Raw genomic sequence first — 13,331 nt, forward strand, 5'->3', positions numbered from 1 at the left:
AACCGAATCAATGCCGCACATTTTGATCGTCGAAGACGAAACCATTATCCGCTCCGCCTTGCGCCGCCTGCTGGAACGCAACCAGTACCAGGTCAGCGAAGCCGGCTCAGTGCAAGAAGCACAAGAACGCTTCAGCATTCCCACGTTCGACCTGATCGTCAGTGACCTGCGTCTTCCAGGAGCCCCGGGGACTGAGCTGATCAAGCTTGGCCAGGGCACCCCCGTGCTGATCATGACCAGCTACGCCAGCCTGCGTTCGGCGGTCGACTCGATGAAAATGGGTGCGGTGGACTACATCGCCAAGCCTTTCGATCACGACGAAATGCTCCAGGCCGTGGCGCGCATCCTGCGTGACCGACAAACGGCACAAAGTACCGCCAGTGAACGTCCTGCGGGCAAAGGCGCCACGGGCGCAGACAAGCCGGGAGCGGATAACAGCAACGGCGAGATCGGTATCATTGGCTCCTGTCCACCGATGCAGGACCTATACAGCAAGATCCGCAAAGTGGCACCGACCGACTCCAATGTCTTGATCCAGGGCGAGTCCGGCACCGGCAAGGAATTGGTGGCCCGCGCCCTGCACAACCTCTCCAGGCGCGCCAAGGCACCGATGATCTCGGTGAACTGCGCGGCGATCCCGGAATCCCTGATCGAGTCCGAACTGTTTGGCCACGAGAAAGGCGCGTTTACCGGTGCCAGCGCCGGCCGTGCCGGACTGGTCGAAGCGGCGGACGGTGGCACACTGTTTCTCGATGAAATCGGCGAACTGCCACTTGAGGCCCAGGCCCGCTTGCTGCGAGTCCTGCAGGAGGGTGAAATCCGCCGCGTGGGCTCGGTGCAATCGCAAAAGGTCGATGTGCGCCTGATTGCCGCGACTCACCGTGATCTCAAGAGCCTGGCCAAGATCGGCCAGTTCCGTGAAGACTTGTACTACCGCCTGCACGTTATTGCCCTGAAACTGCCGGCCTTGCGTGAACGTGGCGCCGACGTCAATGAAATCGCCAACGCCTTCCTCGCGCGCCAGAGTGCGCGGGTCAATCGCACTGACCTGAAGTTCGCCGCCGATGCCGAGCAGGCCATTCGTCAGTACTCATGGCCCGGTAACGTGCGCGAACTGGAAAACGCCGTCGAGCGCGCGGTGATCCTGTGCGAGAACCCGGAAATTTCCGCCGAACTGCTGGGCATCGATATCGAGCTCAATGACCTGGAGGAGGACGACTTCATCGGCCTGGCACCACAACAGGGCAGCACGGGCAACACCAGCCATGAGCCGACCGAAGACCTGTCACTGGAAGACTACTTCCAGCACTTCGTCCTGGAACACCAGGACCACATGACCGAGACCGAGTTGGCGCGCAAGCTCGGGGTCAGCCGTAAATGCCTGTGGGAACGCCGCCAGCGCCTGGGCATCCCGCGGCGCAAGACCGGGGTTGCCAGCGAAAGCTGAACGCCCGCTGTAGAGCCTGTGGATAACAGGTGACCATGTGAAAAAACTGTTACCGCCGCTATTTTGCGTAACAGAAGCCGGGGCTAAAGGTAACGAAGCCCCGGTTTTTTTTGGCCCTTAAAAACCTGCAAAACACCTCTAACCCCTTGTTTCATTAGGCTTCGCAAAAGTTGGCACGGCTTCTGCTATATGCTTAGTACAAAAACAATAACAAGCAATGCACAAGACAATAAAAATAAGACGTATCGACTCACGCACAATAAAAACAAGACGGCGAGAGGCGTAGCTAACTGATTCTTTTGGAGAAGCGTTGTATTTGGGGCTTGCCCCACAACCAGGCCGAGAACAACAAAAACTGTCCTAAGACAGAGCCTGAACTGGTTGGATCGAACAGATCATTGCAGCACAGCGATCAAAGCAATCCGTTTGCTCTTGACTCCCGATTGGGAGCGTCATGAAGGCAAACCTCATGGCAAGGGCGCAACACAAAAACAAGAAGCCCGAAACCAATAATAAAAATAGAACACGCAACTACTTCTTGGGGAGCTTCGGCTCCCCTTGTAGTTTCTGGCGTTTAGCCCCGAAAGACAGCCGCTACACAGATCCGCGCAGCTTCCTACACCATCCCCTGACTAAATGCTAGAATCCCCGCCCATCATGCGGTCATTCTTCGTTATGGCCGAACATTCCTTCAAACAGTGCATCCCATGCTGAAGAAGTTGTTCCAGTCATTCCGTTCTCCCTTGCGTCGTACGCAACACATTCGCAGCACGCCTGAAGTGCTCAACAGCGGCCAACATTCGCTGCAAAAAGCGCAGTTCAGCCGTTATGCGGTGAACATCGTCGAACGCCTGCAGAACGCCGGCTACCAGGCTTACCTGGTCGGCGGTTGCGTGCGCGACATGCTACTCAACATCACACCCAAGGATTTCGACGTCGCCACCAGCGCCACGCCGGAACAGATTCGCGCCGAGTTCCGAAATGCGCGAATCATTGGCCGCCGCTTCAAACTGGTCCACATCCACTTTGGTCGTGAAATCATCGAAGTGGCGACGTTCCGCGCCAATCACCCGCAAAACGACGACGAGGAAGACAGCAACCAATCCTCGCGTAACGAAAGCGGGCGCATCCTGCGCGACAACGTCTACGGCACCCTGGAAGAAGACGCGCAACGCCGCGACTTCACCATCAACGCCCTGTATTACGACCCGGTCAGCGAGCGCATCCTCGACTACGCCAACGGCGTACACGACATCCGCAATCACTTGATCCGCCTGATCGGCGATCCGACCCAGCGCTACCAGGAAGACCCGGTACGCATGCTGCGTGCCGTGCGTTTTGCCGCCAAGCTGAACTTCGGCATCGAAAAGCACACCGCCGCGCCGATCCGCAAACTGGCACCGATGCTGCGCGAGATCCCGTCGGCGCGTCTGTTCGAAGAAGTGCTCAAGCTGTTCCTTTCGGGCCACGCCGCTGACACCTTCGAGATGCTGGTCGACCTGCAGTTGTTCGACCCGCTGTTCCCGGCCAGCGCCGAGGCACTGGAACACAACCCGACCTACACCCACACCCTGATCAGCGAAGCGCTGATCAATACCGACCTGCGCATCAAGCAGAACAAGCCCGTGACACCCGCGTTTCTGTTCGCTGCCCTGTTGTGGCCTGCGTTGCCGGCCCGCGTACTGCGCCTGCAAGACCGTGGCATGCCGCCGATCCCGGCGATGCAGGAAGCGGCCCACGAGCTGATCAGCGAACAGTGCCAGCGCATTGCGATTCCAAAGCGTTTCACCCTGCCTATCCGCGAGATCTGGGACATGCAGGAACGCCTGCCGCGTCGCAGCGGCAAGCGCGCCGACCTGTTGCTGGACAACCCGCGTTTCCGGGCGGGATACGACTTCCTGCTGCTGCGTGAAAGCGCTGGCGAACAGACCAACGGCCTGGGCGAGTGGTGGACCGACTATCAGGACGCCAACGACAGTGAGCGCCGCGACATGATCCGCGACCTCAGCAGCAAGGACGATGGCCCTGGCGCGGCACCGCGCAAACGTCGCCGCAGCAGTGGCACCAAGCGCAAACGTACCGCCGATGCACCGGGCGCGTCAGGCGAGTAAGTCAATGGAACGCATCTACATAGGCATGGGCAGCAACCTCTGTGCCCCCGCCGAACAACTGCACAGCGCTGTCCAGGCGCTGGCGCAGTTGCCCCGCACGAGCCTGGCCGGGATGTCGAGCCTCTATCAAAGCGATTCCCTGCTGCCCGGCCAACCGCGCTACACCAATGCGGTGGCGGCGCTGGACACTGACCTCGCCCCGCTGGCGCTACTCGATGCCCTGCAAGCCATCGAAAACAGCCAGGGCCGCGAACGCCTTGAGCGCTGGGGGCCACGCACCCTGGACCTGGATATCCTGCTGTTCGGAGATCGCCTGATCGACGAGCCTCGCCTCAAAGTCCCTCACTACCAGTTGCAGGAACGCGCCTTCGTACTCTATCCACTGGCGGAACTGGCACCCGCTGACCTGCACCTGGCAGACGGCCGCAGCTTGCGCGACCTGCTCAAGGCCTGTCCGTTTGTCGGATTGGAACGCCTGCTCCAGCCCTGATGAAGCCCCAGCGGGCGCCGCTCACGCCCACAAAAGCCCTCCCTGTGAAGTCGACCCGATGTGCTGAATCGCATCAGTAACGCCGGTAACACCCCAGCCGTAACCTTGCGGTAACACATCCAATTGACTTCCCGAGTCCTCCTCACGACTATAGGCGTCCCGCTGCCGCCAACACGGCACAAAAGGGCGCCATCCAGGCTTTTCAAGCACGACAAAAAGACCGTGCGCCTGAGCAAATGAAGAATCACGCGCGTTACTCGCAGTAGTTTTCCAAGCGCCTGAACGAGGATCCTTTTCATGCCAGCTATTACTCTCACCACCTTGCAGACCCTCAAGCACAAGGGTGAAAAAATCACCATGCTGACGTGCTACGACGCGACCTTCGCCCATGCCTGCAATGAAGCCGGGGTCGAAGTGTTACTGGTGGGCGATTCCCTCGGCATGGTGTTGCAGGGCCATGACAGCACCCTGCCGGTCACCACCGACGAAATGGCGTATCACGTGGCTGCGGTCAAGCGTGGCAACACCGACGCACTGATCCTGGCTGACCTGCCGTTCATGGCGAACGCCACCCTTGAGCAGACCATGACCAACAGCGCCCGCCTGATGCAAGCCGGTGCACACATGATCAAGGTTGAAGGTGCGCTGTGGCTGGCCGAGTCGATTCGATTGCTGGCCGAGCGCGGCATCCCGGTGTGTGCGCACATGGGCCTGACACCGCAGGCGGTGAATATTCTGGGTGGCTATAAAGTCCAGGGGCGCAACGAAAACCAGGCCCGGCAGATGCGTGCGGATGCCATTGCCCTGGAACAGGCTGGCGTGTCGATGCTGCTGCTCGAATGCGTCCCGAGTGAATTGGCCCATGAGATCACGCAGGCGGTAAACATCCCGGTGATCGGTATCGGCGCCGGCAGTGCTACCGACGGCCAGGTCCTGGTGCTGCACGACATGCTCGGCCTGTCACTCACCGGTCGCGCACCCAAATTCGTGAAGAACTTCATGGCCGGCCAGGACAGCATCCAGGCGGCCTTGGCGGCCTACGTCAGCGAAGTCAAAGCCGTCACCTTCCCCGGTGCCGAACACGGATTCTCTGCATGAACACCGTCAAGACCGTACGCGAACTGCGGGCTGCCGTCGCCCGCGCCCGCAGTGAGGGCAAGCGCATTGGCTTCGTGCCAACCATGGGCAACCTGCACAGCGGCCACGTGGCACTGGTGACCAAGGCATCCCAGCGGGTGGACTTCGTGGTGGCGAGCATTTTCGTCAACCCGCTGCAGTTCGGCGCCGGCGAAGACCTCGACAAGTACCCGCGCACGCTGCCCGCCGACCAGGAGAAACTCCTGCAAGCGGGCTGTCACCTGCTGTTTACCCCGAGCGTTGAAGAGATGTACCCCGACGGCATGGCTGGCCAGACCCGTGTCAGTGTCCCGCAACTGTCCGAGGGCCTGTGCGGCGCCAGTCGCCCGGGGCATTTCGAAGGCGTGGCCACCGTGGTGAGCAAGCTGTTCAACATGGTGCAGCCGGACCTGGCGGTCTTCGGCCAAAAGGACTTCCAGCAACTGGCGGTCATTCGCGCCCTGGTGCACGACCTGAACATGCCGGTCCAGATCATTGGCGAACCGACTGTACGGGCCGCCGATGGCCTGGCCCTGTCCTCGCGCAACGGTTTTCTCGATGAACAACAGCGCGCTGTCGCACCTGTGGTGTACCGCACGCTGAGCGAAATCGCCGACGCGATCAAACACGGTGACCGGGCTTACCCGGCGCTGCTGGAGCGCATGCTCAAGCAGCTCGAAGACGCCGGTTTGCGTTCGGACTACCTGGAGATCCGTGAGGCCCGCACCCTGCGCCCCGCAACGGCTGATGATCGTGACCTGGTGATTCTGGTAGCGGCCTTCCTGGGCACCACCCGCCTGATCGACAACCTGCACCTGAACCTCGACACCCCCGCCTGAACACCCCAGCCTCCTGTTGGAACACGCCTGCTCGCGACGGCCGTCAACCCGTCACGCTTTCGCGAGCAGGCTCGCTCCCACAATGGCCATGGGTTACGCCGCAACACCCCCCAACCGTTATTGCCGGCCACCCAGCCTTCGGGCAAACTGCGCGCCGTTCCGATCACTGAAACCCCGCCCGCGCCACGACAACCCCGTACCGGCCGCAGGTCAGACAAAGCCAAGACAGATCTTGCGTTGAGGTTTACTGTTATCGACCTCTGCGCTGTTTAATCGTCTACTCGCAGTGAGATCGGAAAATGCCTGGCGCCCGGTAGGACATTCCGGGCTTTTCAGTGTCCTAAAGGCAGTTCAAGCAAAAGGAAAACCGCAGCGATGGCGTACTACCGCACTCCTCAAGACGTTACCGCTCTGCCAGCCTGGCAGGCGCTGAATGATCACCGCCAAGCCATGCAGGATTTCAGTATGCGTGAGGCGTTCAACGCCGATCCGCAGCGATTCACCCAATTCACCCTGAGCAGCTGTGGGCTGTTCCTGGATTACTCGAAGAACCTGATCAACACCCAAACCCGCGACCTGCTGGTGGGCCTGGCGAACGAAGTCGGCCTGCAGGACGCCATCAAAGCGTTGTTCAACGGTGAGATCGTCAACGCCTCCGAGAACCGCCCTGCCCTGCACACGGCCCTGCGCCGTCCAGTCGGCGACAAGCTGTCGGTCAATGGCGTCAACGTGATGCCCGACGTGCACAAAGTGCTGAACCAGATCACTGACCTGGTCGGCCGCATCCATGACGGCCTGTGGCGCGGCTACACCGAGAAGCCGATCACCGACGTGGTGAACATCGGTATCGGCGGCTCCTTCCTCGGCCCCGAGCTGGTTTCCGAAGCGCTGTTGTCCTACGCCCAGAAAGGCGTGCGCTGCCACTACCTGGCGAACATCGATGGCAGCGAGTTCCACGAGCTGACCCTCAAGCTGCGCGCCGAGACAACGCTCTTCATCGTTTCGTCGAAATCCTTCAATACCCTGGAAACCCTGAAAAATGCCCAGGCCGCCCGTGCCTGGTACCTGGCCCAGGGTGGCTCGGAAGCCGAGCTGTATCGCCACTTCATCGCCGTTTCCAGCAACAACGCGGCAGCCGTGGCCTTCGGTATCCGTGAAGAAAACATCTTCCCGATGTGGGATTGGGTCGGCGGTCGTTACTCGCTCTGGTCGGCCATCGGCCTGCCGATTGCCCTGGCCATCGGCATGTCCAACTTCAAGGAACTGCTGTCCGGTGCCTACACCATGGACCAGCACTTCCAGACCGCCCCGTTCGAACAGAACATGCCCGTCCTGATGGCCTTGCTGGGCGTGTGGTACGGCAACTTCTGGGGCGCGCAAAGCCACGCGATCCTGCCGTACGACCACTACCTGCGTAACATCACCAAGCACTTGCAACAACTGGACATGGAATCCAACGGCAAGAGCGTGCGCCAGGACGGCACGCCAGTGTCCACCGATACCGGCCCGGTGATCTGGGGCGGCGTGGGCTGCAACGGCCAGCATGCCTATCACCAGTTGCTGCACCAGGGCACCCAGTTGATTCCGGCCGACTTCATCGTGCCGATCGTCAGCTTCAACCCGGTGTCCGACCACCATCAATGGCTGTACGCCAACTGCCTGTCCCAGAGCCAGGCCCTGATGCTGGGCAAGACCCGCAGCGAAGCCGAAGCCGAGTTGCGCGACAAGGGCATGGGCGAGGACGAGGTACAGAAGCTGGCACCGCACAAGGTGATCCCGGGCAACCGCCCGAGCAACACCCTGGTGGTCGAGCGCATCAGCCCTCGTCGCCTCGGCGCCCTGGTGGCGCTGTATGAGCACAAGGTGTTCGTGCAAAGCGTGGTCTGGGGCATCAACGCCTTTGACCAGTGGGGCGTGGAATTGGGTAAGGAGCTGGGCAAAGGCGTCTACAACCGCCTGACCGGCACCGAAGAAGCACCGGCCGACGATGCTTCGACCCAGGGCCTGATCAACTACTTCCGCGGCCGTCACCGCGGCTGATCCCCCCTCGGCAACCCCTGTGGGAGCAAGCTTGCTCCCACAGTTGCGTTTACCCGGACCGAACCGCCATGGACTTCATCCGCACCCGCATCGAACGCCAGATCATGAGCCTCACCGGCCTGTCCCTGGGCAAGCTGGACCTGGAGAACCCCAAGGGCGATCCCGGCCTGTTTGGCCCCGACTCGGTGAGCTGGCAGGTACACGGCGACTTCAGCAGCATGCTCATCGGCGGTATCAGCGCCCTGATGCTACAAGCCTTGCACCCGTTGGCCCTGGCCGGGGTCTGGGATCACTCCAACTTTCGCCAGGACATGCTTGGGCGCCTACGCCGCACCGGGCAATTCATCTCCGGCACCACCTTTGGCTCACGCCGGGACGCCGACTGGCTGATCGAGAAGGTGCGCACCATTCACCTGCACGTGGTCGGCACCGCCCCCGACGGTCGTCCTTACGCCGCCAGCGATCCCGATCTGCTGACCTGGGTCCATGTGGCGGAAGTCAGCAACTTCCTCGCGGCCCACTTGCGCTATCGCAACCCGGCCCTGTCGCTGGCCGACCAGGACCGCTACTACGATGAAATCGCCTTGGTCGCCGAACGCCTGGGGGCCCGGGATGTGCCGCGTTCCCGGCAGGCCATTGCCGACTACCTTGAGCGAATTCGCCCGCAACTGCTGTGCGACGAGCGCAGCCGCGAAGTGCTGCGCCTGCTGCTCGACGCGCCTGCCCCCAGCCGCTTGGCCAAGCCTTTTGGCAGGCTGATGATGCAGGCCGGCATCGACTTGTTGCCCGACTGGGCCAGCGACATGCTCGGCGTGCACCAGAACCCGCTGCAACGCCAACTGATCCGCACCAGCGTCAAGCGCAGCGTGCCGATGCTGCGCTGGGCCGTGCGCAATGGCTCAGTGCAGCGGGCCAGGCGGCGGATGGGATTACTCAGCTAGAACTGAAACGCTTCGCGAGCAGGCTCGCTCCCACAATGGACCTGTAACGAACGCGTGTGGGAGCAAGACCGGCAAGCCAGCGAAGGCAACACCTCGGTCCCACGCCAAACTGGTAAACTCCCGCGCCCCATTCCCCAGCAAGGCGCATCGCATGTCTTCCTTGAATCAGGCGCTGCGCGCCGCCCTCGATCATCGCCAGGACCTGCTCGCCGAGTTGCACAGCCAGGGCACTGACTGCTACCGCCTGTTCCATGGCAGCCAGGAAGGCGCCGGTGGCCTGACCATCGACCGCTACGGCCCGCAACTGCTGGTCCAGAGCTTTCACCAGGCCCTGGAGCGCGACGGGTTGCTGGCACTGCACGCGGCCATCAACCAGCACCTGAATCTTGACCTGCTGCTGGTCTACAACGACCGCTCGCGGGGCAACTCGCGTATCGACCGCGAAGACATCGTGTACCGCGCCGACGACGCCGCACTGGTTGACCTGGTCGGCCATGAATGGGGCCTGAACTACCGGGTGCGCGGGCGCCATGCCGGGCAAGACCCGTTGCTGTTTCTCGACCTGCGCAACGCTCGCGGCTGGGTCAAGGCGCACAGCCAGGGCAAGCGCGTGCTGAACCTGTTCGCCTACACCTGCGGCGTGGGCCTGAGTGCCGCAGCCGGGGGTGCGCGGGAGGTGTGTAACCTGGATTTTGCCGAAGGCAACCTGGCCGTGGGCCGCGAGAACGGCCAGCTCAACCCGCACCTGCCGGCCATGCAGTTCGTACAGTCGGACTATTTCCCGGCGATCCGCCAGCTCGCCGGCCTGCCGATCAACCAGCGTCGCGGACAAAAGCTGCCCACCTACCCGCGCCTGGAACAACGCCAGTACGATCTGGTGCTGCTCGACCCTCCGGCCTGGGCCAAGAGTGCCTTCGGCACTGTCGACCTGCTGCGTGACTACCAAAGCCTGCTCAAGCCGGCATTGCTGACCACTGCCGACGATGGCGTACTGATCTGCTGCAACAACCTGGCAAAGGTCAGCCTGGACGACTGGCGTGAACAGGTGCTGCGTTGCGCGGAAAAAGCCGGGCGTCCGGTGCGCGAGTGGGAAGTGCTGACTCCCGGCAGCGATTTTCCGTCCATGGATCAGCAACCGCCCCTCAAGACCCTGATCCTGCAGCTCTGAACCCGGGCGGGCAAATCTGAACAATCCTGAACACGGTCATTGCTTCGGAACCAGAATCGCGTGCCATACTCCAACGCACTTCCGATTCGACTAGATGAAGCCGCACATGCCCAAAGGATTGATTCGCGCCATCGGCGCCGTGTTGACTGCGCTTGCCCTGTACAGCTTGCTGGGCTTTCTGATTGTGCCGGGCATCGCCTTGCGGATCGCCAACCAGCAACTGGCGAACTACGCCACGGTGCCGGCGACGATTCAACGGATCGAGCTCAACCCATTCAGCCTCGAACTGAGCGTGTGGGGCCTGAACATCGGCGAACCCGGCAAGGAACAGATCGGCTTCGAACGGCTCTATGCCAACGTGCAGCTCGACAGCCTGTGGACCCGCGCCGTGCACCTGGCCGACGTGCAGTTGGACAAGTCCAAGACCTCGGTCCTGTTCAGCAAGGATGGCCGTCTGAACCTGACCCAGTTGTTCAAGCTGCCCGCCAGCGAGCCGACGCCTGCCGACCCGAATGCCAAGCCATTCCCGGTGCGCATCGACCGCATCAACCTGGCCGGTGGCTACCTGCACTTCCAGGACCTGCGCCCCAGCGAGCCCATCGAATTTCTCTACGACAAACTCGACTTCGAGTTGAAGAACCTCAGCACGCTGCCCGACGACAACGCCGAAATGAACCTGGTGGCCATGGGTCCCGCCGGTGGCCAGGTCGACTGGAGCGGGCATATCAGCCTGATTCCGATTGCCTCCAAAGGCACCCTGAAGATCACCGACGGCAAGATGAAAGCCTTTTGGCCGTACGTGCGCGACGCCGTGCCGTTGGTACTCGAAGACGGCACCGTCAGCCTGAGCACCGACTACACGCTCAACCTGTCCAAGGCAACCGAACTGCTGCTGAGCAACACCTCGGTCAGCATCGCGCCCTTCGCCATCAAGGCCCCCGACGGCCGGCCGCTGGTGCGCCTGGAACGCCTGGACGTCAGTGACACCACGGTCGACCTGGCCAAGCAGCAAGTCATCGTCGGCAAGATCCGCAGCCAGAAGCTCGAAACCTGGGCCGCTCGCGAGGCCGACGGCCAGCTCGACTGGGTGAAACTCTTCGCCAGCCAGCCTGCCAAGCCCGCGGCAAAGGCCGAAGCAAGCAACGCACCGGCGGCTGCCGACTCGCCCAAGGCGCAACCCGCGGCGCCCAGCAAACCGTGGCAAGTGCTGCTCAAGGATGTCGAGCTGCGCAACTATCAGGTTCACCTCGCCGACCGCCAGGCCAAGCCCGCCGTGGCCCTGGAGCTTGGCCCACTGAACCTGGACCTGAAGAACTTCGACAGCCTCAACGGCTCGCCCTTCACCCTCAAGCTCGACACCGGGCTGGGCAAGCAAGGCAAGGTCCTGGCCGAAGGCGAAGTCAACCTGGCGCCGATCAGCGCCCAGCTCAAGGTCCAGACCCGGGACATCGACCTGCGTGTCGCCCAGTCCTACATCAGCCCGTTCATTCGCCTGGAACTGCGCTCCGGGATGCTCGGCAGCGACCTGGCAGTCAACCTCAAAAGCACCGAACCACTGGCCTTGAGTGTCACCGGCCAGGCCCACGTGGATCAGCTCCACACCCTGGACACCCTGAAGAACCGTGACTTCCTCAAGTGGCAGACGGTCACCGTCCAAGGCCTGAACTACCAGCACGATGCCAGCCTGTCGATCGACAAGATCAACCTGCAACAGCCCTACGCGCGCTTCATGATCAACGATGACCGCACCACCAACATCGACGACCTGCTGATCCCGCAACCGGCAGGCGGCGCCAAGGGCAGTGACGCAAAACCAGCAGCAAGCGCGAGCAAGCCGCTGGCCATCCACATCGGTGGCATCGCGATCAACGACGGCTCGGCCAACTTCGCCGACTTCAGCCTGACCCCTAACTTCGCCACCGCCATCCAGCAGCTCAACGGCCAGATCGGCACCATCGACAGCCGCCAGGCCAAGCCCGCCAGCGTCGACATCAAGGGCAAGGTCGACCGCTATGCGCCGGTCACCATCAAGGGCAGCGTCAACCCGTTCGACCCGATCGCCGCGCTGGACATCGCCACCAGTTTCAAACGGGTCGAGCTGACCACCCTGACGCCCTACTCCGGCAAGTTCGCCGGCTATCGGATCCGCAAGGGCCGGCTCAACCTCGACGTGCACTATTTGATCACCAAGGGCCAACTCAAGGCTGAAAACAAAGTCGTGGTCGAACAGTTGGAACTGGGCGAGAAAGTCGACAGCCCGGACGCCGTCAGCCTGCCGCTGAAACTGGCGATTGCCCTGCTCAAGGACGTCGACGGCAAGATCTCCATCGAACTGCCCATCACCGGCGACTTGAACAACCCACAATTCAGCATCATGCCGATTGTCTGGCAAACCCTGCGCAACCTGATCGTCAAGGCCGCCGCCGCGCCGTTCAAACTGATTGGCGGGTTGATCTCCGGGGGCGGTTCAGAGGACCTGGGCAGCGTCTCGTTCGGCCCCGGTTCAAGCGAGTTGAGCACCGACGCCCAAGGTGCCCTGGACAAATTGGCCAGTGCCCTCAAGGAGCGTCCGGCGCTGCGCCTGGAGATCGAAGGCACCGCGGCCAAAGACAGCGACGGTCCGCTGATCGCCCAGCAACGACTGGAGCGCGAGTACCAGTACAACTACTACAAGATCCTGCAACGGCGTGGCGACAAGGTGCCGGCCCAGGCGTCCTTGCTCCAGGTCCCGGACAGTGAAAAAGACCCGCTGCTCGAAGGCATCTACCGTACGCGCCTGAAGACCCAGCCACCCGTCGAATGGAAGGACCTGGGCAAGGAAGAGCGCTACAACAAGATGCGTGACGGCATCATCCAATTCTGGGGCGCCAGCGACGTGTTGCTGCGCCAACTGGGCCAGGACCGCGCCAGCAGCATCAAGGACTACCTGGTGGACAAGGCGCAGTTGGCTGACGACCGGGTGTACTTCATCGACGCCAACCTGGGCCAGGCCGAGAAGGACGGCCGGGTGATCACCCCGATGCACCTGGACGCGGAGTAATCCCCCCAAAAAACAGGCCCCGACACGAATGTCGGGGCCTGTTTCATTTCAGTGGACCACATCTGGGTGGTCGATCGCCTGGAGATCAAAGGGGCGGCAGGCGTATCACTCGGCCCGCCTGCCGCGTCTTCTCCCAGTC

General features: G+C 62.0%; 9 protein-coding genes. All 9 read left to right on the forward strand.

Annotated elements, in window-relative coordinates; genetic code table 11:
- Positions 1-10 precede the first annotated feature (10 nt).
- The 9 genes from BMW74_RS12070 (at position 11) to BMW74_RS12115 (ending at position 13,192) form a co-directional block, all read left to right on the forward strand.
- Complete coding sequence (locus BMW74_RS12070) at positions 11-1,447, forward strand: sigma-54-dependent transcriptional regulator (protein ID WP_093419534.1); 1,437 nt, start codon at positions 11-13, stop codon at positions 1,445-1,447.
- A gap of 707 nt (positions 1,448-2,154) precedes the next feature.
- Positions 2,155-3,558 (forward strand): polynucleotide adenylyltransferase PcnB, encoded by a 1,404-nt coding sequence (locus tag BMW74_RS12080; protein ID WP_093419543.1) that lies wholly within the window; start codon positions 2,155-2,157, stop codon positions 3,556-3,558.
- Between the two features lie 4 nt (positions 3,559-3,562).
- Positions 3,563-4,048, forward strand: coding sequence for a 2-amino-4-hydroxy-6-hydroxymethyldihydropteridine diphosphokinase (gene folK / locus BMW74_RS12085; RefSeq protein ID WP_093419548.1), 486 nt, complete (start codon positions 3,563-3,565; stop codon positions 4,046-4,048).
- 297 nt (positions 4,049-4,345) lie between these two features.
- Entirely contained in the window at positions 4,346-5,146 is an 801-nt protein-coding gene (panB, locus tag BMW74_RS12090) for a 3-methyl-2-oxobutanoate hydroxymethyltransferase (RefSeq protein ID WP_093419553.1), read from the forward strand.
- Complete coding sequence (gene panC / locus BMW74_RS12095) at positions 5,143-6,003, forward strand: pantoate--beta-alanine ligase (RefSeq protein ID WP_093419558.1); 861 nt, start codon at positions 5,143-5,145, stop codon at positions 6,001-6,003. Before panB ends, panC begins: the two co-directional genes overlap by 4 nt.
- A gap of 375 nt (positions 6,004-6,378) precedes the next feature.
- Positions 6,379-8,043, forward strand: a complete 1,665-nt coding sequence (gene pgi / locus BMW74_RS12100) for a glucose-6-phosphate isomerase (protein ID WP_093419562.1) — start codon at positions 6,379-6,381, stop codon at positions 8,041-8,043.
- Between the two features lie 68 nt (positions 8,044-8,111).
- Positions 8,112-8,984, forward strand: coding sequence for an oxygenase MpaB family protein (locus BMW74_RS12105; protein ID WP_093419567.1), 873 nt, complete (start codon positions 8,112-8,114; stop codon positions 8,982-8,984).
- Between the two features lie 151 nt (positions 8,985-9,135).
- The gene (locus BMW74_RS12110) at positions 9,136-10,152 is read left to right on the forward strand and encodes a class I SAM-dependent rRNA methyltransferase (protein ID WP_093419571.1); all 1,017 of its coding nucleotides are present in this window, start codon (positions 9,136-9,138) and stop codon (positions 10,150-10,152) included.
- A 94-nt stretch (positions 10,153-10,246) separates the two neighbouring features.
- Positions 10,247-13,192, forward strand: a complete 2,946-nt coding sequence (locus tag BMW74_RS12115; protein ID WP_093419575.1) for a DUF748 domain-containing protein — start codon at positions 10,247-10,249, stop codon at positions 13,190-13,192.
- Positions 13,193-13,331 lie beyond the last annotated feature (139 nt).

The organism is Pseudomonas sp. ok272, from assembly GCF_900109995.1.
GTDB lineage: Bacteria > Pseudomonadota > Gammaproteobacteria > Pseudomonadales > Pseudomonadaceae > Aquipseudomonas.